The sequence below is a fragment of the Gemella haemolysans ATCC 10379 genome (assembly GCF_000173915.1).
GTDB lineage: Bacteria > Bacillota > Bacilli > Staphylococcales > Gemellaceae > Gemella > Gemella haemolysans.
The window spans coordinates 615,968-637,210 of sequence record NZ_ACDZ02000014.1 but is presented as its reverse complement, the minus strand read 5'-3'; the positions used below and the strand labels follow the sequence as shown (position 1 = coordinate 637,210).

The following is a 21,243-nucleotide window of genomic DNA, read 5'->3' as shown; positions in this document are numbered from 1 at the left end:
AATGGCATTATTAATAAAATTTAATGGTATTTATAAAAATTTATAAAATATGAAATAAATATTTTACATTACTTTCAATATTTACAGTATTTATGGTAAAATAAGATATGAAAGTGTTTTTATACACGTAATAAAATTTTTGTGGAGGAAAAGGACATATGGCTAATAAAACATGGTATCTTGGTTTAGATATCGGTTCTGCGAGTGTAGGTTGGGCAGCGACTGATACTGGGTATAAAATAATTAGAAAAAATAAAAAGAGATTATGGGGAGTTAGATTATTTGAAGAAGCTAAAACTGCTGAAGATCGTCGAGGATATCGTTCTAGTAGAAGGAGACTAGCTAGAAGAAAATGGCGTTTAAATCTTCTTGAAGAATTATTCACTAGTGAAGTGAAAAAAGTGGATGAGAATTTTTTCCTAAGATTAAAAGAAAGTCAGTACCATTATGAAGATAAAACTCATAAGGTACCTTATGCGATTTTTAATGATAAAGATTATACAGATAAAGATTATTATAAAGATTATCCAACAATCTATCATTTAAGATCAAAACTTATGACTGAGGAAAATCCTGATATAAGAAAAGTATTTTTAGCAATACATCATATCATTAAAAATAGAGGGCACTTTTTATTACAAGGTCAAAGCTTTAAAGATGGTAATTTAAACAATTTAATTAAAGAATTATTAGAACTTGATATACTTCATGTAGGATTTGAAGTAACAGAAGAAGTTGTTGATAAAATTGCGGATATTTCATTAGAGAAAAAAACTTCAAAAGATAAGTTGAATGATATTAAAGAACTATATCCAAAAGAAAAACAATTATTAGAAGTATTTAGATTGATTTTTGGTGGAAAAACTTCGCTGGATAAATTATTTGCAATAGATGAGTATAAAGAATTAGATGCAGCAATAAAATCTGTATCGTTTAAAGAGAAAATTTATGAAGAAGTTCGTCATGATTATGAACAAGTATTATCAAATTATATAGAGCTTCTTGATTTAGCTAAGCTAGTTTATGATAGTATTATTTTATCAGATATTAAAAAAGAAGGAAAAACACTATCAGAATCAAAAGTAGAACTTTTTGAAAAACATAGAGATGATTTATTAAAATTAAAAAATCTTGTAAAAAATGATTCTAAATTATCTGAAGATAAAAAAGTGGAATTATATGCTTTGATATTTAAAGAAGATAAAGATAAAGGAACTAACTACGTAAATTATATTCGTAAGAGTGAAGAAGGTAAAGGATGTAATTATGAAGACTTCAAAAAATTCCTAGTTAAAGAATTAGCAAAATTAGAAGAAAGTTCAGTTAAGACTGAAATAATTAAAGATTTAGAATTAGAACAGTTTTTACCACTTCAAAGAACAAAAGATAATTCAGTAGTACCTTATCAAATTCATAAAGAAGAATTGGTTAAGATTCTTGATAATGCAGCTAGATATCATAGCTTCTTAAATGAAAAAGACGAAAGTGGCTACAATGTAAGAGAGAAAGTTATTCAATTATTAGAATTCAGAATACCATACTACGTTGGACCACTTAATTCTAGTAAAAAAGCTAAAGAAGGTGGCTTTGCATGGTCTGTAAGAAATACAGGATATGAAAATACACCTGTAACACCATGGAATTATAGCAAAGTTATAGATGAAAGTGCGAGTGCAGAGAAATTTATTACAAACTTAACTAATAAATGTACATATCTTAAAGGAGAAGATGTACTTCCGAAAAGTTCATTACTTTACTCAGAATTTGCATTATTAAATGAGTTGAATGCACTTAAATACGATGGTAATAGAATTAGTCTTGAAGCTAGAAATACAATTATAGAGAAATTATTTAAACAACAAGGGAAAAAAGTAACAAAAACTAGTATAAAAAATCTTCTTAAAGCAGAAGGTTATATAGACGGAAAAGGTGAGATCACAGGTATTGATATTACCGTGAAAAATGATCTTAAGTCATATAGAGATTTCAAAAAAATTCTAGGAAACAAGTTTAATTCTGAACATGTAGAAAATATAATTCTTTGGATTACGTTATACGGAGAATCTAGAAAACTTATAAAAGCTAAAATTGAATCTGTTTATGGAGAAGTTTACTCTAAGGATGAAATTACTAAAATGTCTAGATTAGTTTATAAAGATTGGGGAAGATTTTCAAGAAAACTATTGACAGAATTAGTTAGTAAAAAATTATACAACGAAGAAACTGGAGAGTGCTTAAACATTATTGGTGCAATGCGCCAAAATAATATTCTATTTATGGAATTATTGGCGGATAGATTTGATTATTCTAAACAAATAGTCGAATTCAATAAAGAACTTCAAGAAGATGTAACAGAGATTGCACCAGAAATCTTAGATGATTTATATGTATCTCCAGCGGTTAAACGTTCAATATGGCAAACTGTTAGAATAGTAGAAGAACTTAAGAAGATTATAGGTTGCGCACCTGCAAAAATCTTTGTAGAGACAACAAGGTCGAATCAAGAGAAGAAAAAACCAACAGATTCACGTAAAAAACAATTAGAACTTGCTTATAAAGCTGTTAAGAAAGATGTAAAAGAGCTAGAAAAAGAAATTGGCACAATTAACTTTGATGTATTGAATGATAGACTAAGCTCTGTAGAACCGTCTAAACTAAAAGCGAAGAAATTATATCTATACTATACTCAATTAGGAAGATGTATGTATAGTGAGGAACCGATTAATATTAGTGAATTATTTGATAATAATAAATATGATATAGATCATATTTATCCACAGTCAAAAATAAAAGACGACAGCTTCACGAATACAGTATTGGTAAAAAGAGAAAGTAATGCTGCAAAAACTGATAGATACCCACTAGGTTCTGATATTCAAACACCTAGTAATAGAAGGTTCTGGAAATTCTTAAAAGAAAAAGGATTAATATCTGATGAAAAATATAATAGATTAGTAAGAACAGAAGAATTTTCTGATGAAGAACTAAGTGGATTCATAGCACGACAATTAGTAGAGACATCTCAATCTGTAAAAGCAGTAGCGAGTATCTTAGGAGAATTAAATCCAGAAACTTCAATCTGTTACTCTAAAGCAGAAAATGTATCTAGTTTTAGACAAAACTTTGGAAAAATTAAAAAGGGTGATAGAGATTCAAAAAACAATGATCAGTTAATAAAAGTACGTGAAATAAACGATTATCACCATGCCAAAGACGCGTATCTTAATGTAGTGGTAGGGAATGTCTATGATACTAAGTTTACACGTAATGTATTTAATTTTATTAAAGATAAAAAAGATGGAAGAAAATATTCACTTAATAAGGTATTCTATGAAAATGTTAGTGATTCAAAAACAGTAGCTTGGGAAATGGATAAAACAATTCATCAAGTAGAGAAAGTCATGAATAATAACAATATCATGGTAACAAGAAGAACATCTGAACAAAAAGGTGGTTTATTCGATGCTACAGTTTATAAAGCAAAAGTTGCAGCGAAAGCTAAAGATGGAGTATATTATCCATTAAAAACATCTAATTCTGTTGTAAAAGACGTTGCTAAGTATGGTGGGTACACTAGTATTGGTATAGCATATTATTCTATTTTTGAATATACTATAGTGAATAAAAAGGGTGAAGAGAAAATTACTAGAATTATCCCTATACCAATTTATATTTCTCAAAATATAAAAGACAGCACGGCTTTAATCGAATTTGGAAAATCGCAAATTTTCTGTAGAGCTTATGAGAAGATAAAAGATTTTAAACTACTATATAGAAAGTTATGTATAGGTAGTAAAATAAATATTAATAATTATCAATATTATATTGGTGGAAAGAGTGATGAAAGGTTTTACTATGATAGTGCAATTCAAGTAACATTGGATAAAAAAAGTGAAAAATATTTAAAAATATTATCTAAATATCAAAATTGGAAAAAAGAAAATAAAGATGGTGAACTTTGGGAAAATATAACTAAAGAAAACAATATAGAATTATATAATAAACTAGTTGAAAAAATGAATTCTGAAATATTTACTAAGAAAAAATCGAATAAATATAATGAATTAAATAGTGAAGAGATTCGAAATAATTTTATTAAAATCAGTGTGGAGGAACAAGCTAAAGTATTATTAGAGATTTTAAATTTACTTACAAATAAAAAGTCTATTTTTGATTTGAAGAGCATTGATATTAAAGCAGCAAGGGGGAAAATTAGTTTTAATTTAACTAGTCTAATACAATTTTCAATTATAGAACAATCTATAACTGGATTCTATGAAAAAGAAATAACAATAATAGGGGATAAAGGGAATGACATGGAGAACAATAATAGTTAGAGATAGGGCGAAGCTAGACTATAGCTTGAATTTCCTAACTGTAAGGAAAGAAGCGGAAACTAGGAAAGTTAGTCTTAGTGAAATATACATGATCATTATTGAAAGCACAGCGGTATCAATTACCGCCGTGCTTTTAAATGAACTCATGAAAAATAAAATTAAGGTAATATTATGTGATGAAAAAAGAAATCCTAGTTCGGAATTAATACCCTACTATGGAAGTCACGATACCAGTCTAAAATATAAGAATCAGATAGAGTGGTCAGCTGAGAGTAAAGAACGAATATGGACAAGAATTGTATATGAAAAAATTAATAATCAAATGTTGTTGCTAAAGAAATTAGGTAAAGTAGAGTATAAGTTACTAGAACAATATCTTACTGAACTTGAGTGGAATGACAGCAGTAACAGAGAAGGACATGCAGCCAAGGTTTACTTCAATGCCATGTTTGGTATGGATTTTAGTAGAAATAAAGAATGTTTTACGAATGCAGCATTAGATTATGGTTATTCAATTATATTATCTGCCTTTAATAGAGAAATTGTATCATGTGGATATTTTACGCAGTTAGGCTTATGTCACAGAAATCCATATAATAAATTTAATCTAGCCAGTGATTTTATGGAACCTTTCAGAATATTAGTAGATGAAACAGTATTTAGTTTAGAAGTTGATGAATTTACTAAAGTTCATAAAAACTTATTAGTTAATATTCTAAATAACACAGTTGAAATTGATAACAAAGAACAAACTGTAGCTAATGCAATTAAAATATATGTTCGTAGTTTGTTTACCTCATTAAAAGAAAATGATTTAGAATACATAAAGATGTATAAGTATGAGTTATAGATTTATGAGAGTATTAGTAATGTTCGATCTTCCTACAGAAACATCTCTTCAAAGAAGAAATTATAGAAAATTTAGGAAAACACTAATAAAAAACGGCTTTATTATGATGCAAGAATCTGTATATGTAAAGTTAGCGATGAATCAAGGTAGTGCGGATTTGATTGTGAAGAGTATTCGAAAAATGTGTCCGGATGAGGGGATAGTTCAAGTATTACAGATTACTGAGAAACAGTTTTCCAAGATGGAGTTTTTAGTAGGAGAGAGTCAGACTGAATATGTAGATAATGATGAAAGGTTATTAGAACTATGAAGATTATTAATAAAAACTGGCAGAGAAAAATAGAAATAGAAGACAATATTATTTATACATTAGTTTTTGAAAATAAAAAGTATTATCGAGAAAATATAATTGAATTAGTCAATCAACATAAAAGTAATGAAGGAAGTTATATCTTGTCAAATGATAATAAAGAAATATCATTTGATAAGAATAGTTATATTATTACCGATATATTTAATATAGATATAAATAATAAAAAAGTACTATCAAAAATATACAGTTCATTACTTAAAGAAATAGTTGAAGATATTTCAAGTTATAATGAATTATCAACAAATATTAGAGTATATTTTGAAAAATTAATATTTAATAGTTCTTTAGAAATTGAACAAGGTGAAGAGATAGATATGTCGTCGTTATTAAAACTAGGGGATTTTAAAATACATGTTGAAAATGATGATATTTTAGAAAATTTTGTAAAATTCTTAAAAGTATTAACAGAACTATGTTGTTTTAAAATTATTTTTGTAGTAGGACTTCACACCGTTTTCACGCAAGAAGAAATAATAGAAATTTATAAAGAAGTATGTTTGAATAAAATAAATATCATAAATGTAGAGTATCAACAATTTAATAATTTATCTGCAAAAAATTATAAAGAAATAGTTTATATTTTTGATAAAGATAATTGTGAAATATAGTATTGCATTTTTATGAAAATACTTGTATAATATAGGTAGATTCAAAATTTACATTCAAGTTCAAATAAAGATTTTATCTAAATTGCCTTCGGGCCTGGATCGGTGTCGGTCCATTTTTTTATACCCAAATTCAAAATTTCTTCTCTAAATCTCAATTTGAGGTTTGAGAGATATGTAAATTTTGAATTCTACAAAACAAAGTAGGTGGATATTATGTTACTCTTTGAGTTTGAGAGATATGTAAATTTTGAATTCTACAAAACATTTCCTACAGTTTGTCTGTAAATTTGATGGTTTGAGAGATATGTAAATTTTGAATTCTACAAAACAACTGAGCTACACGCTGTTCAAATTCATTGTTTGAGAGATATGTAAATTTTGAATTCTACAAAACTTCCTGACATAGACTCTCAACTCTATCAATGTTTGAGAGATATGTAAATTTTGAATTCTACAAAACTTATAAATTTTGGCATCCATCTAAATTAATGTTTGAGAGATATGTAAATTTTGAATTCTACAAAACTGCAAGATTTCTTCCATCGAACACTTGATTGTTTGAGAGATATGTAAATTTTGAATTCTACAAAACAAAACGGCGAATTTTCGCTCTATCTTTGCTGTTTGAGAGATATGCAAATTTTGAATTCTACAAAACGTGCATTTGTTACATCGTTCCATCTAGCACGTTTGAGAGATATGTAAATTTTGAATTCTACAAAACGTTTCAGTTTTAATTTGTCGACCCTCGATGTTTGAGAGATATGTAAATTTTGAATTCTACAAAACAGACCGTCTACCATGTAATCCCACCAACCGGTTTGAGAGATATGTAAATTTTGAATTCTACAAAACACCGCCACAAATAAAGGTACCGAAAACTTTGTTTGAGAGATATGTAAATTTTGAATTCTACAAAACTCATATTCGCCACCCCAAACATCAAGAATGTTTGAGAGATATGTAAATTTTGAATTCTACAAAACTTCGACATTATTTAACTCTTGATCCATGTTGTTTGAGAGATATGTAAATTTTGAATTCTACAAAACGGCTAATTGGACAGTTGGTGGTAATTTGCGTTTGAGAGATATGTAAATTTTGAATTCTACAAAACCATTTCAAAGTTTTCTTTACTAAGATTTCCGTTTGAGAGATATGTAAATTTTGAATTCTACAAAACTAGAAAAAAACGTTTGATAGAACAGCAAAGTTTGAGAGATATGTAAATTTTGAATTCTACAAAACCGCTGATGAGCGTTATTACATCCCGAACAAGTTTGAGAGATATGTAAATTTTGAATTCTACAAAACGAGCCTCTTGCCCTATTGTGTCTGATAGTTGTTTGAGAGATATATAAATTTTGAATTCTACAAAACCATTCCCCGTTTGCATACTTAACACCATAGTTTGAGAGATATGTAAATTTTGAATTCTACAAAACAAATACAGCTGATGGTTCGTTAGTATATACGTTTGAGAGATATGTAAATTTTGAATTCTACAAAACGCAATTTTTAATTTCATTGTTAAACCTCCTGTTTGAGAGATATGTAAATTTTGAATTCTACAAAACATTTATGGAAGTTGTAAAGATTAGGAGTTAGTTTGAGAGATATGTAAATTTTGAATTCTACAAAACGATGATTTAATGAATAATCTCAATAGTACAGTTTGAGAGATATGTAAATTTTGAATTCTACAAAACTCTTGATGAAAGCTGTACTCCAGATGAGTAGTTTGAGAGATATGTAAATTTTGAATTCTACAAAACACCAAGATTGGCAGAAGTGTTACAACATTCGTTTGAGAGATATGTAAATTTTGAATTCTACAAAACAATGTTATCTTCTATTTCCAACGTATGATAGTTTGAGAGATATGTAAATTTTGAATTCTACAAACATATCCGTTAGTAATCTAATTGTATCTTTCGTTTGAGAGATATGTAAATTTTGAATTCTACAAACATATCCGTTAGTAATCTAATTGTATCTTTCGTTTGAGAGATATGTAAATTTTGTGATTATACTATAAGATTATTGATGAGATAACATTGAGTGTTATTTGATCTATAATCTTATTTTTGTTTACATAATTTCAAGTAGAACTATTGCTAGAACAAAGAAAAAAGCATTTACGTTAATCTCAATAAACGTAAACGCTTTTAAATATTCTCTTACTTCGTTATCTCTTCAATAATAGTCTCTAGTTTCATAGAACGGCTTGCTTTGAATAAGATAACTTCGTTTTTGTGTTTGTTATTTTTTAGATATTCACTAACTTCTGCTGTAGTAGGGAAATGTAGTGTTTTTATTTTGTCGTTTTTAATTTGTTTTGTAATGTTTTCTGCTAGGTCACCAACGCTGATTACTAGGTCGATATCGTTTGTGTTTTCAGAAATATATTCTCCAACTTCACCGTGATAGTTAACTTCGTTAGGTCCTAGTTCGAACATACTTCCTAGAACAAGTGTTTTATAATCGAAGTCATCATAACTACTTACTACATCAACACCGGCTTTCATAGAAGTAGGGCTAGCGTTATATGCATCGTTGATTATTAGTGAATCCTCTTTGTATGGAATACTTTGTAGACGCATGCCTGTTATTTCCACAGTATTTTCAATAGCTTTGTGGATTTCTTCGTTAGTTAATCCAATCTTACTTGCGATTGCTGTTGCGAACATAATGTTGTATAGATTATGTTTTCCTTTTAATTTTGTGAAGTATTGTTCATCACTTATATTAAGTTTGAAATCAATTTTATCACGTGTAATTGTGTAGCTCTCTAGAATAATATCGTTATAGCTGTTTTCACCACATGATGTTGCATTGATTTCTGAAGAATCTACTAATGTTTTTATAAGAACTTCATCTCCGTTATATACGAAGTATCCGTCTTTCTTCATACCATTAGTAATTTCGAATTTAGCTTTAGCAATTCCTTCGCGTGATTTGAAGAATTCAATGTGACTTTCACCAATATTAGTAATTACTGTATAATCAGGTTCAACTAACTTAGATAAAAAGTCAAGTTGTCCAAAATCATCAGCCCCCATTTCAAGAACTAGTATTTCACTGTCTTCAGGTGCAGCAAGAATAGTAATTGGTACACCAAGTTCGTTGTTAAAGTTTCCTTGTGTTTTGTGAACTTTATATTTTGTTGATAATACACTTGTAATAATATCTTTAGTAGTAGTCTTACCGTTACTACCTGTGATTGCGATAGTCTTGGCATTTAAACTTTCTAAATAGTGTTTTGCTAGAGTTTGAATTGCTTCGTAACTATCATTTACGTAGATAATGTTATTTTCAGAAACAAAGTCATCTTTTAAAGATAAACTTGCTGCAGCACCTTTTTCAAAGGCACTTTCTATAAAGTTGTGACCATCGACATTTTCACCTAAGAAGGGAATGAATAAGTCACCTTGTTTAACTTTTCTACTATCAATAGCGATACCAGTAATTTCTACATTGCTAGTAATATTTGCTTTTTTTGCATTTAATATTTTTTCTAAGTCTGTAACTAAATATTTCATGGTTAATCCTATTCTTCAGTTAATAAGTTTTTACGATCTTCATAACGCTCTACAGCTAGTGCGAATAGTTCTTCGATAATTTCTGAATAACTCACGTTCATATTTGCCCATAGAGAAGGGAACATTGAGAATGGAGTGAATCCAGGCATTGTGTTTACTTCGTTAATAAAGATTTCTCCTTCTTTAGTGTAGAAGAAGTCAGCACGTACTAATCCTGATCCGCTGATTGCACGGAATGCAGTTGCTGCCATTTCTCTGAATTTAGGATATAGAGTAGTATCGATTGGCGCTGGAATATCCATACGAGATTGTCCATCTGTGTATTTAGTTTCATAATCGTAGAATTCTGTTGAAGAAATATTTACGATTTCACCAGGATCTGTAGTCTTAACTTCGTTGTAACCAAGAACGGCAACTTCAATTTCTTTAGCTCCTACAGCACCTTGTTCAACAACGATTTTTTTGTCGAATTTAAGGGCTTCTTCGATACCTTTTACTAATTCAGCCTCATCGTTACAACGGCTAATACCAACTGAAGAACCTAAGTTAGCAGGTTTTACGAATAGAGGATATTTAAGATTTTCATTAATTTCAGCGATAAGAGCTTCTTTTTTGTTTTTCCAAGTGTATTCGATAAAGTGAACGTATGGAAGTTGTGGAAGGTCATAAGCAGCAAATAATTGCTTCATAACTACTTTGTCCATACCAGCTGCACTTGAAAGTACGTTGTTACCAACATAAGCTATATCCATAATTTCTAGTAAACCTTGGATTGTTCCATCTTCACCATTTGGTCCGTGTAGAACAGGGAAGACGATATCGAATTTACGTCCATCTTCAAATAATAATCCACTAATATCATTGTCAAAGTTAGAAAAAACTAAATCGTGTTGATCAGTTATTTCTGATGTAATTTTTTCACCACGTGCCCAGTTACCTTCTAGTGAAATAAAGATAGGGAATACATTGTATTTTTCTTTGTCTATTGCGTTAATAATTGATTTCGCTGTTAGAAGTGACACAGAGTGTTCAGCACTTTTACCACCGTATACAATTCCAATATTTTGTTTTGTCATGTTTAAATCTCCTAAGAAATAAAAATTATTTTTTTATAATGTATAAATTTCAATATATACATATTTTGATTTAGTTATGATCGAAATTTGTTGATTAAGATACAAAAACTAACATACCTTATTATATCATAAAAATTTAAAAGTAGAATAAATTTGTAAGGTATAATAGAATAAATTTTATAAAAAATATAGAAGCAACGGATTATTATGAGTCAAAATAATAGGGTTACTTCTATAAGTTTATATTCTATAGTTTATATTTCTCTTTTAGTTCTGCGATAGTATCACGAAGTTTTGCAGCTTGTTCGAATTCAAATTTTTCTGCAGCAGTGAACATTTGTTGTTCTAATTCTGCTAAGTGTTCCTCAATATTATCATCGTTGATATTTGTAGTTTCTTCAAGTTCAAGAATTTCTTCATCGTTAATGACTTCTTTCTTAGCACTGATAGAATCACGAATATCCTTAATAATAGTTTGTGGGGTAATACCATGTTCCTCGTTATATGCCATTTGAATTTCACGACGACGGTTTGTCTCATCAATCGCTTTTCTCATACTTCGAGTAATATTATCTGCATACATTATTACACGACCATTCGCATTACGTGCGGCACGTCCGATTGTTTGAAGAAGGGCTTTATCTCCACGTAAAAATCCTTCTTTATCTGCATCCAAAATAGCAACAAGCGATACTTCAGGAATATCTAGACCTTCACGTAGTAAGTTTATACCTATTAGTATATCGAATTTACCAAGTCGAAGATTTCTAATTATCTCTGTTCGTTCTAATGTTTTAATATCAGAGTGTAAGTATTCTACTTTTAATCCATTTTCTTTCAGGTAAGCTGTCAGAGACTCTGCCATTTTCTTTGTTAGAGTAGTGATAAGTACACGTTCTCCTTTAGCTATAATCTTCTCAGCTTCCTTAGTAATATCGAATACTTGGTCACTAACAGGTCGAATATCGATAATTGGATCTAATAGACCTGTAGGACGAATGATTTGTTCAGTAATCTTTGTACTGTTTTCTAACTCAAAGTCCCCGGGTGTTGCTGAAACGAAAATAGCTTGATTAAGTTTTTTCTCGAATTCTTCGAAGTTCAAAGGTCTGTTATCCAGAGCCGTAGGTAATCTGAATCCATAGTCTACAAGCACTTGTTTACGTGCTCTATCTCCGTTGAACATACCACGAACCTGAGGAAGGGTAACGTGTGATTCATCAACTACTAGTAGCCAATCATCTGGGAAGTAATCTAGTAGTGTGTATGGAGTACTACCAGGTTCACGAAGTGTAAGATGAAGAGAGTAGTTCTCTATCCCTGAACAGAATCCCATTTCTTCCATCATTTCAAGGTCATAGTTAGTACGTTGTTCAAGACGTTGAGCTTCTAAAAGTTTATTTTCCATATTTAGAACTTTTAATCTTTCTTCTAGTTCAGCTCGAATTCTCTTAATCGCTTCTTTAGTTTTTTCATCACCAGCAACGAAGTGACTGGCAGGATATATTGCAATATGTTCAAGTTCACTTAGTACTTCACCAGTCAAAGGATTAATTTCACGAATACGATCAATTTCGTCACCGAACATCTCTATACGGACAGAGTTTTCACTACGAGAAGCTGGGAAGATTTCAATAACATCACCTCGAACTCTAAAGTTACCACGAGTAAATTCAATATCATTTCTCATATATTGAATACTGATTAGTTTTTCCATTATTTTATTTCTACTAATTTCATCACCAACACGTAGAGATAGTACTAGCGATGAATATTCTTCTGGCGAACCAAGACCATATATACAGCTAACACTCGACACGATAATAACATCATCACGATCGAATAATGAAGATGTTGCACTGTGTCGTAGTTTATCTATCTCATCATTCACAGATGAATCTTTTTCTATATATGTATCTGTAGATGGAACGTATGCCTCTGGTTGGAAGTAGTCATAGTATGAAACAAAGTATTCAACTCGGTTATTCGGGAAAAATTCTTTAAGCTCATTGTATAATTGTCCAGCTAATGTTTTATTATGAGCCAGAACTAGGGTAGGCTTTCCTACATTTTTTACTATGTTAGCTATTGTAAATGTCTTACCAGTACCAGTAGCACCAAGTAATGTTTGATATTTTTCTCCGTTATTTAAACCTTCCGTAAGTTCGGCAATCGCATTAATCTGATCGCCTTTAGGATCATACTTACTCTGAAGATCAAAATCAACATGTAATCTATTAATTTCCAAAAAATCCACTCCTTTTTTAATAGTAGTATTGTGAGTAATGTTGTAAAAATAAAATAACTCACACAAAAGGTTAATTAATTCTTTCATTAAATATTATAATATAGAAAGAATAATAGGGGAAGTGAAAGAAATTATTTAATATTTACTAATTTGTGTTTATGAAGTTGATAATAATTTATAAAACATCATATTTTATATATTTCTACTATATTTTATTTTGTTTTTTTCAGTGTATATGTTAAGATAATATAGGTATGAAAAAAGGAGGAAGTAATGGATACACAAAAAATTATATATACTTCACCGAAAAGTGAGAGAATTGATAAATTTTTACAACAAGAATTAACAGATGTTTCTAGAACAAATATCCAGAACTTAATTTCTGAAGGTTATATTAAAGTAGATGGGAATAATATTAAAACTAATTATAAGTTAAAAGAAGGTAATGTTATTACTATCGATTACAAAGAACCTGAAGAGTTAGACGTAGTAAAACAAGATATCCCAGTGGATATTGTCTATGAAGATAATGATTTAATCATTGTAAATAAAGCTAAGGGTATGGTTGTTCACCCATCTGTAGGACATAAAGACGGAACATTAGTTAATGCTTTATTATTCCACAGTGAACTTTCAAGTATTAACGGTACTATTAGACCTGGTATCGTTCATAGAATAGATAAAGATACATCAGGTTTACTAATCGTTGCCAAAAATGATAAAGCACACGTTAAATTATCAGAAATGATTGCGAATAAAGATGTTAAGAGAAAATATTACGCTCTAGTACACGGAAGTATTAAGCACGACTATGGGACTATTGATGCACCGATTGCTCGTAATCCAAAAGAACGCAAAGAAATGGCTATTATTGATGAAGGTAAACCATCTATTACACACTTTAAGGTTATAGACAGATTTGAGAAATATACTCTTATTGAATGTGAATTAGAAACTGGACGTACTCACCAAATTAGGGTACACATGAAATATATTAACCACCCATTAGTAGGGGATCCAGTATATGGTCCAAGAAAAACTTTAAATACAAATGGACAGGCACTTCATTCGAAAAGTATTGAATTCAATCATCCAATTACAGGTGAACACCTATACTTTGAAACAGAAATACCAGAATATATGGTTGAAACAATGTCTAAATTAGATAAATAGAATATTTTATAACATATCACTTCAAATGTTGGTAATTGTTGCCAACTTTGAGGTGATTTTTTAAAGTTAATTCTGTATTATTATAGATTTATAATGTAAATATTATTTTTTCAAAAATTAAAAAAATAAAAATTTTAGAAAAAAGATTAACGTAAATATAGAATAAAAAAATAAGAAAACTATTAAATTAATCTTGTATACGTTATCACTGAAACCTTGTAATGCCATAGAATAGAGGAATTAATATATAAGAAATTTGTTAATAACATACATAATTGAAAATTATTGAATAAAATAGTTTATTTTTTCTAAAAAGTGTAGTATTATAATATATATATTAGTAGTTATTTAAGGAGGACAAATAACATGGTTTTAGTACCAGCAAAAGACATGCTTGTAAAAGCAAGAGAAGAAGGATATGCAGTAGGGCATTTCAACATCAATAACTTAGAGTGGACAAAAGCTATTTTAGAAGCTTGTGAAGAAGCAAAAAGTCCAGTTATCTTAGGTGTAAGTGAAGGAGCAGTTAAATACATGACTGGTTTCAGAACTGTTGCAGCTATGGTTGCAGCTATGGTTGAAGAAATGAAAATCACAGTTCCTGTTGCATTACACTTAGACCACGGTTCATACGAAGGAACTCAAAAAGCTATCGCAGCTGGATTTAGTTCAGTAATGTTCGATGGATCTCACTATCCATTCGAAGAAAATATTGCTAAATCTAAAGAAATGATCGCTTTAGCACACTCTAAAGGATTATCAATCGAGTGTGAAGTTGGTTCAATCGGTGGAGAAGAAGATGGAGTTATCGGTTCTGGTGAATTAGCTGATCCAAACGAATGTAAAACAATGGCTGACTTAGGAATTGACTTCTTAGCAGCAGGTATTGGTAACATCCACGGTAAATACCCAGAAAACTGGGCTGGATTAAGCTTTGAAACATTAGAAAAAATTTCTAACATCACAGGTGGAATTCCATTAGTATTGCACGGTGGTTCAGGTATCCCAACTGACCAAATCCAAAAAGCTATCTCTCTAGGAGTATCTAAAGTTAACGTTAACACTGAATGTCAATTAGCGTTTGCTGAAGCTACACGTAAATACATTGAAGAAGGTGGAGATCAAAAACCTAAAGGTTTTGACCCTCGTAAATTATTAAACCCTGGATTTGAAGCTATTAAAGCTATGGTTCACGAAAAAATCGATATCTTCGGTTCAAGAAACAAAGCATAATAACTACGCAATTTTATAAAAAGGCTCATGCTTTGCATGGGTCTTTTGTTTTTTATATATTTATAGGTAAAGGAGCATCCCTATGCAACAAACAATAGATTATTTAAAAAAACTTACTAGTATTCCTTCACCAACAGGTTTCACAAGAGAAGTCGCAGACTACCTAGTGGAAGAACTAGAAAGATTAGGATATAAACCTATTCGAACTAACAAAGGTGGGGTAAATGTAATAGTTAAAGGTAAGGACGATACTAAACATCGTGTAGTAACTGCACATGTAGATACATTAGGTGCGATGGTACGTGGTGTTAAAGCAGATGGTCGCTTAAAAATGGCTAAAATCGGTGGTTATCCATGGAATATGATAGAAGGTGAAAACTGTCTTGTTCATGTAGCAAGTACAGGAAAAACTGTTAGTGGTACTATCTTAATTCATCAAACTAGTACTCATGTATATAAAGATGCAGGAACAGCAGAACGTACTGAAGATAATATGGAAGTAAGGCTAGATGCAAAGGTAAGAAACGAAAAAGAAACACGTAATCTTGGAATAGATGTAGGTGATTTTATAAGTTTTGATCCTAGAACTACCATTACAGATACAGGATTCATTAAGAGTAGATTTCTAGATGACAAAGTAAGTGCAGCTATCTTACTAGATTTATTAAGAATATATAAAGAAGAAAATCTTGAACTTCCAAATACAACACACTTTATGTTCAGTGTGTTTGAAGAAGTAGGGCATGGAGCTAACTCAAATCTTCCTAAAGAAGCAGTAGAATACCTTGCGGTAGATATGGGTGCAATGGGTGATGACCAACAAACTGATGAATATACAGTATCTATCTGTGTGAAGGATGCGAGTGGTCCATATAACTATGAATTCCGCAATCATCTAGTACAATTAGCAAAAGATAATGATATTCAATATAAATTAGATATTTATCCATATTATGGTAGTGATGCATCAGCTGCGATGAGAGCAGGAGCGGAGGTGAAACACGCACTGCTAGGGGCTGGTATAGAATCAAGCCACTCTTATGAAAGAACACATATTGATTCAGTAGAACAAACTCAAAAATTAGTTAATGCTTATTTACGAAGTACGTTAGTATAGTGACTATAAAGAATAATAGATGATTTAATAAAATATATAAATTATATATAAGTTTATATTAATTTTACTTTCTTAATGTTTAGATAAATTTTGTTAAGTATCGTAAAAAGATTTGTTTTTAAACACTGGTCTATACATATATTAGGGTTTAAACTTAAGGTGGAATGTCATATGTTGTATTAATAAAAGTTAAAAAAACTATAAAAACTTTAAAAAATTTATAAATTCTATTGACAATATATATTTATATCTATATAATTAGTGTATAAATTAATTTTAAAAAAGGAGATTGTTTTATTATGAAATTAAACAAATTTTTAGTAGCAGCAGCAGCTGTTGCAGTATTACCATTATCAGTAGCTAACGCTGTTGAAGAAGCACCAGTAGTAGAAAAACCATTCCTTAAAGTTAATCCTGATGGATCAACTGAAGAGCTTCCAGCTGTAACTGCTAAAGGAACACCAGAAGTAGGAGATGCAAAAGTAGAATTCAAAGGTGGAGTAAATGGTACTGGACTAGTACACGAAAAAGCACCTTATGCAGAAAAAGGTACTTCATTAGTAAATGAAAAACCTGAATTCAAACTTTCAGATTTACAAAAACCAGCTAAACCAGCTCCAGCTAAACCAGTTAAAAAAGTTTTACCAAAAACTCACGCAGTAAAATAATACTGATAATAAATAAAAAAGGATGTTTGACTTCAAACTCCTTTTTTTATTTTATGTAAGAATACATGTCTTAATATAATTAAGAAAACAACCTTAAAATTCAGATTAAGGTACTGCACCCAAAAACTTGGACAAAATATTAAGTTATTTTTGTTTAGTATTTTAAACTTTAAAGTCAGTAAATTTTATTACTTTTAGTGACTTTCATTCCTTACAGTTATTAAAGATTTTTTGAACTATTTAGTTAAGGATTTTTTAAAAGGCGTAGCCCTTGTCCTTGACTAAATAGGAGGAAAATCTAAACTGTAAAGGGGAATGAAAGTTTCTTTTTATTTATATTTGTTTCTATTAATTCTTCTGTAAGTTATAGGACTTAATCCACCTAAGTTCAATTTTATTCTCTCTTCATTATAATACTTTATATAATCTATAATGGCTTCTTTTAATTCATATTTATTCTTAAAAGTATCTTCGAATCCGTAATACATCTCAGATTTTAAAACTCCAAAGAAGGATTCCATAAATGCATTATCTGCCGATGTTCCCTTTCTAGACATTGATTGTTTAATTCCTTTTGCTTTAAGGATTTGTCTATATGTAATATGTTGATATTGCCAACCTTGATCACTATGTAGTATCATGCCTTCGTACCTATTATCTTGAAGTTGCGATAACATTTCATACTGTTGTTCCATATTAGGTGAGAATGAAATATTATAAGCTATTATCTCCGCATTATATCCATCAATTATAGGTGCTAAATAAACTCTATCCTCTCCAATCTTGAATTGAGTTACATCTGTATAACATTTCTTTAATGGTTCTGAGGCGAAGAAATCTCTAGCTATTATATTATCTGCGATTTTTCCAATTTCTCCTTTATATGAGTTGTATTTTCTAGTAGGTCTTACGAATGATAATACACCTAGTTTTCTCGTTAGTCTTAAAACTTTTTTATGATTTACTATAAATCCCATATTTCTAAGTTCTAATGTTATTCTTCTATAACCATATCTATATTTGTTCTTTTCTTGAATAAATAGAATAGCTTCTTCTATATTTTTATTTTTTTTATCTTTGTCTTCTTTAGTTTTTGTATAATAATATGATGAACGAGATAAGCCTAAAATCTTCAATAGTATGTTTAATCTATGTGTTTCCTTTAATTCTTCTACTATTTTTGTTTTTTCTTCGTTTGAGATTGTTTTAACCTTATCTCCCTCAACTTTTTTAAAACTGCATTTTCTGCTCGTAAGTACTCAAGTTCTTTCTCTAATTGTTCAACTTTTGATAATTCTTTGTTTTCAATATTTTTATTATTTTTTTTCATTTTACTAGGTCTTCCTTTCGGTTTCTCTAGTATATTATACTCGTTTTCTTTAAATTTTGAAATCCAATTACATAGTAAACCATGATTTGGTAATGCGTACTTTAATGAAGTAGCTGATATAGAATTCCCTAATATTAAAACTTCATTGATTATATGTAGTTTTAATTCTGCTGGATAGTAATTATTTTTCCCTTTAATTAGTATTGTTTCACCATGTAAATCAGCTAATCTGATTATATACTTTACAGTACTAGTATTAATTTTAAACTTTTTAGATAGTTCTTTATATGAGCATCCTTCTTTCTTAAGTCTATACATTTCTATCTTAGTTTCATCTGTTAATTTCATAATAAATAGCCCTCCAAAATTTGTCCAAATTTTGGGGGCTATTACCTAATTCTGATATTTTAAGGTTGTTTTTTATTGTTATCTAGTTTCTTTTAATCTCATTGCAACAAGAGTTCCTATAGCTGCGATGATTGCTGATGCATAGAATACGTATGAAGTACTAATATCCCAAAGAGCACCCATGATATATAATCCAACAGCCATACTTAATTGGAAACATATCGCTGTATATAGATTTTGCATGTCTATTATTTCTTTATTGTTGTAATCTTTATTTAAAATCAAGATGAAAGCTATATGTGCAACCGCGAATGTAATCGCATGAAATGTCTGCATTATTGTAAACACATAAATGTTATGGAACATAGCTAATGCTCCCCAACGAATAATTGCACAAACACCAGCGAAGATCATTAGATTTTTTGGTTTGATTCTTTTAACTAATCTTTTAGAGAAGATAAAGAATATTATTTCCGCAATAACTGATACGTTAAGAATAACACCAGAAAGCCACTTAGCTGATATATTCATACTTTCTAAATATAATGCATTATAATTATTATATGCAGTATGTGAAAGTTGGTATAGAAACACAGTAATAATAAGTAAAATTGCATTTCTATCTTTTAAGACCCAACTGTATAAACTTTCTTTTTCTTTATTCGTCTTCGGTTCTTCGAAACTCAGATTTTTTACTAGTTTAGGTTGTGGTAAGAACATGAATACTAAATATAATGCAACTAAAAATATTAGTATGTAATATAAAGCTTCGTTACCAACATAACTTAAGATTCCACCGATAATTATACCGATTACTGTGAATCCTAATGAACCGTATGTTCTAGCTTTTCCGTAGTCTATATTTTCTTCACGTAAAAATAATGACGCTAGTCCTTCGACTAGGGGACTTACCATGAAGTAAATCATACCGAATAAAAATGTAATTAATCCAAGTACTATCTTTTCATTAGTAAATCCGTAACTCACTGCAAGAATTAATCCGATTCCTACGGATAGTTTTAAAGTAATATCAATATTATATTTTTTTATTAAATATGGACTTAAAAATATACCACTTATAACCCTTGCGATAAATAGCATTGAAAATATCGAACTAGCTTCTAAGACACTTAGGTTTTTTACTGATGTTAGATAAACCATCCAGAATGGTAAGAACGTCCCAGTTACTAAAAATTGTAAAAAGTAGTTAGTGGATAACCAAGTTTTTGATGACATATTTACCTCCTATGCAAAATACACTTGAACTAACACAACTAAACTATTCATAAGAATATGTGAAATAATCGGTGTAAGTATACTTCTTGTGTGAAGATATAGATAGCTAAATACGAATGACATACCTACATAAATAACCATAATTGGAGAAATACCATCATGAGGTAGAGCAAAGATAAAACCTGTAATTAACGCTGGAATAGTAAATCTAATCCAATCTTTACTTCCAATCATAGCATCGTAGAAGTATCCGAATACAGCTTTTCTAAAGAATAGTTCTTCCATAATCGGACCAAGTACAGCAACATAAAGTATAAAGTATGGTTTCATTTTTATAATTTCAACAACATTACTTGTATTTTTACTTTTAGTCTCAAAATTAAAAAAGTTTGATAGGTATACTAATAAACCATTGATGAAACCTTGTAATAACATCATTGAAACAAATCCAATAATTCCAATTGCGATTACTGTAATAAGGTTATATGTACTCTTTTGTCTATCTATATCATTTTTATTCTTTATAGCAAGTATACTTAGAATAAATGTAGCAGTTATAGATAAAACTAGAACAATACTAACTCGATTATCAACGCTAATATTTCGAGGGAGTTGTAGTGGAAGTATAAATACTGCTAGTATATATATAAATCCACTAAGTAGTAAGTGGCTTACATTACCACGAGTAAATGAAATTCTCATAAACCCTCCTTAAATTATTTTATTACTATTTATTATAACATCTATAATTTAGACATACAACAATTAGTGTTTTAAAAAAGCGTTATCAGTAATAGTAAATGCTATCGCAAAATTAAAGAAATTCTATGAGGTATAAACTTCTATCTTAAATATTTTCTTTAATATCAATTGTAACACTACATGTTTTCTGAATAATTTTTGTAATTTCTCTTGAAAGTTTTTCATATTAATGTTAGAATAAAATAGTAATAAGCGAGCTGATGATGGTGAAAGTTCAGCAACAATATTGGCATTAAATACAATTTAATATTAATAAAGTTGAGTTTTTACTAATCAGGGTGGAACCGCGGAAATTATTTCGTCCCTAGATGTGCTACGGCATATCTAGGGCTTTTTTATATT

General features: G+C 29.6%; 14 protein-coding genes and 1 CRISPR repeat array. Of the genes, 8 read left to right on the top strand and 6 right to left on the bottom strand.

All coding sequences use genetic code 11. From position 1 onward, the window contains the following. Window positions 1-158 precede the first annotated feature (158 nt). The 4 genes from cas9 to csn2 are packed head-to-tail and all read left to right on the top strand — an operon-like array spanning window position 159 to window position 6,168. Window positions 159-4,337 (top strand): type II CRISPR RNA-guided endonuclease Cas9, encoded by a 4,179-nt coding sequence (cas9, locus tag GEMHA0001_RS08550; protein ID WP_003145379.1) that lies wholly within the window; start codon window positions 159-161, stop codon window positions 4,335-4,337. Next, window positions 4,312-5,187 carry a type II CRISPR-associated endonuclease Cas1 gene (cas1, locus tag GEMHA0001_RS08545; protein WP_003144882.1) on the top strand — a complete coding sequence of 292 codons (876 nt, stop codon included), beginning with the start codon at window positions 4,312-4,314 and terminating at the stop codon, window positions 5,185-5,187. The genes cas9 and cas1 overlap by 26 nt, the downstream gene beginning before the upstream one ends. After that, window positions 5,177-5,497 (top strand): CRISPR-associated endonuclease Cas2, encoded by a 321-nt coding sequence (gene cas2, locus GEMHA0001_RS08540; protein WP_224207475.1) that lies wholly within the window; start codon window positions 5,177-5,179, stop codon window positions 5,495-5,497. The genes cas1 and cas2 overlap by 11 nt, the downstream gene beginning before the upstream one ends. Next, window positions 5,494-6,168 carry a type II-A CRISPR-associated protein Csn2 gene (csn2, locus tag GEMHA0001_RS08535; RefSeq protein WP_003145316.1) on the top strand — a complete coding sequence of 225 codons (675 nt, stop codon included), beginning with the start codon at window positions 5,494-5,496 and terminating at the stop codon, window positions 6,166-6,168. Before cas2 ends, csn2 begins: the two co-directional genes overlap by 4 nt. Before the next feature lie 161 nt (window positions 6,169-6,329). Further along, window positions 6,330-8,140: a CRISPR direct-repeat array (repeat unit 36 nt; unit sequence GTTTGAGAGATATGTAAATTTTGAATTCTACAAAAC). Window positions 8,141-8,348: 208 nt separating this feature from the next. On the opposite strand, the gene GEMHA0001_RS08530 is transcribed toward csn2, so the two are convergent. The 3 genes from GEMHA0001_RS08530 to uvrB all read right to left on the bottom strand — a co-directional run bounded on the left by GEMHA0001_RS08530 (window position 8,349) and on the right by uvrB (window position 13,034). Further along, window positions 8,349-9,710 carry a UDP-N-acetylmuramoyl-tripeptide--D-alanyl-D-alanine ligase gene (locus tag GEMHA0001_RS08530; protein ID WP_003145187.1) on the bottom strand — a complete coding sequence of 454 codons (1,362 nt, stop codon included), beginning with the start codon at window positions 9,708-9,710 and terminating at the stop codon, window positions 8,349-8,351. 8 nt (window positions 9,711-9,718) lie between these two features. After that, window positions 9,719-10,786, bottom strand: a complete 1,068-nt coding sequence (locus GEMHA0001_RS08525; RefSeq protein WP_003145578.1) for a D-alanine--D-alanine ligase — start codon at window positions 10,784-10,786, stop codon at window positions 9,719-9,721. A gap of 247 nt (window positions 10,787-11,033) precedes the next feature. Continuing rightward, window positions 11,034-13,034 carry an excinuclease ABC subunit UvrB gene (uvrB, locus tag GEMHA0001_RS08520; RefSeq protein WP_003145444.1) on the bottom strand — a complete coding sequence of 667 codons (2,001 nt, stop codon included), beginning with the start codon at window positions 13,032-13,034 and terminating at the stop codon, window positions 11,034-11,036. A gap of 273 nt (window positions 13,035-13,307) precedes the next feature. Between uvrB and GEMHA0001_RS08515 the strand changes: the two genes are divergently transcribed. From GEMHA0001_RS08515 to GEMHA0001_RS08500, 4 genes are all read left to right on the top strand, one after another. Then, entirely contained in the window at window positions 13,308-14,207 is a 900-nt protein-coding gene (locus tag GEMHA0001_RS08515; protein WP_003145673.1) for an RluA family pseudouridine synthase, read from the top strand. 366 nt (window positions 14,208-14,573) lie between these two features. Next, on the top strand, window positions 14,574-15,440 hold the full coding sequence (gene fba, locus GEMHA0001_RS08510; RefSeq protein ID WP_003145332.1) for a class II fructose-1,6-bisphosphate aldolase: 867 nt from the start codon (window positions 14,574-14,576) through the stop codon (window positions 15,438-15,440). Window positions 15,441-15,522: 82 nt separating this feature from the next. Then, entirely contained in the window at window positions 15,523-16,557 is a 1,035-nt protein-coding gene (locus GEMHA0001_RS08505) for a M42 family metallopeptidase (RefSeq protein ID WP_003145503.1), read from the top strand. A 299-nt stretch (window positions 16,558-16,856) separates the two neighbouring features. Continuing rightward, a complete protein-coding gene (locus tag GEMHA0001_RS08500) occupies window positions 16,857-17,225 on the top strand; it encodes a hypothetical protein (protein ID WP_003145140.1) in 369 nt (122 codons plus the stop codon). A gap of 329 nt (window positions 17,226-17,554) precedes the next feature. Here the strand turns inward: GEMHA0001_RS08500 and GEMHA0001_RS08495 are convergent. From GEMHA0001_RS08495 to GEMHA0001_RS08480, 3 genes are all read right to left on the bottom strand, one after another. Further along, window positions 17,555-18,903, bottom strand: a protein-coding gene (locus tag GEMHA0001_RS08495; protein WP_224207469.1) for an IS3 family transposase whose coding sequence is annotated in 2 segments (ribosomal slippage) — window positions 17,555-18,414 and window positions 18,414-18,903 — 1,350 coding nt in all. Because the reading frame shifts where the segments join, the coding sequence is not laid out codon by codon here. Between the two features lie 78 nt (window positions 18,904-18,981). After that, window positions 18,982-20,139, bottom strand: coding sequence for an MFS transporter (locus tag GEMHA0001_RS08485; RefSeq protein ID WP_003145004.1), 1,158 nt, complete (start codon window positions 20,137-20,139; stop codon window positions 18,982-18,984). Between the two features lie 9 nt (window positions 20,140-20,148). Beyond that, window positions 20,149-20,841, bottom strand: a complete 693-nt coding sequence (locus tag GEMHA0001_RS08480) for a CPBP family intramembrane glutamic endopeptidase (protein ID WP_003144879.1) — start codon at window positions 20,839-20,841, stop codon at window positions 20,149-20,151. Window positions 20,842-21,243: the final 402 nt, after the last annotated feature.

Excerpts from the sequence above, each read along its gene's own strand:
- GEMHA0001_RS08525 (WP_003145578.1), bottom strand. The coding sequence starts at position 10,786 with ATGACAAAACAAAATATTGGAATTGTATACGGTGGTAAAAGTGCTGAA.
- GEMHA0001_RS08505 (WP_003145503.1), top strand. The coding sequence starts at position 15,523 with ATGCAACAAACAATAGATTATTTAAAAAAACTTACTAGTATTCCTTCA.
- GEMHA0001_RS08530 (WP_003145187.1), bottom strand. The coding sequence starts at position 9,710 with ATGAAATATTTAGTTACAGACTTAGAAAAAATATTAAATGCAAAAAAA.
- cas9 (WP_003145379.1), top strand. The coding sequence starts at position 159 with ATGGCTAATAAAACATGGTATCTTGGTTTAGATATCGGTTCTGCGAGT.
- GEMHA0001_RS08515 (WP_003145673.1), top strand. The coding sequence starts at position 13,308 with ATGGATACACAAAAAATTATATATACTTCACCGAAAAGTGAGAGAATT.
- cas1 (WP_003144882.1), top strand. The coding sequence starts at position 4,312 with ATGACATGGAGAACAATAATAGTTAGAGATAGGGCGAAGCTAGACTAT.
- fba (WP_003145332.1), top strand. The coding sequence starts at position 14,574 with ATGGTTTTAGTACCAGCAAAAGACATGCTTGTAAAAGCAAGAGAAGAA.
- csn2 (WP_003145316.1), top strand. The coding sequence starts at position 5,494 with ATGAAGATTATTAATAAAAACTGGCAGAGAAAAATAGAAATAGAAGAC.
- GEMHA0001_RS08485 (WP_003145004.1), bottom strand. The coding sequence starts at position 20,139 with ATGTCATCAAAAACTTGGTTATCCACTAACTACTTTTTACAATTTTTA.
- GEMHA0001_RS08500 (WP_003145140.1), top strand. The coding sequence starts at position 16,857 with ATGAAATTAAACAAATTTTTAGTAGCAGCAGCAGCTGTTGCAGTATTA.
- GEMHA0001_RS08480 (WP_003144879.1), bottom strand. The coding sequence starts at position 20,841 with ATGAGAATTTCATTTACTCGTGGTAATGTAAGCCACTTACTACTTAGT.
- cas2 (WP_224207475.1), top strand. The coding sequence starts at position 5,177 with ATGAGTTATAGATTTATGAGAGTATTAGTAATGTTCGATCTTCCTACA.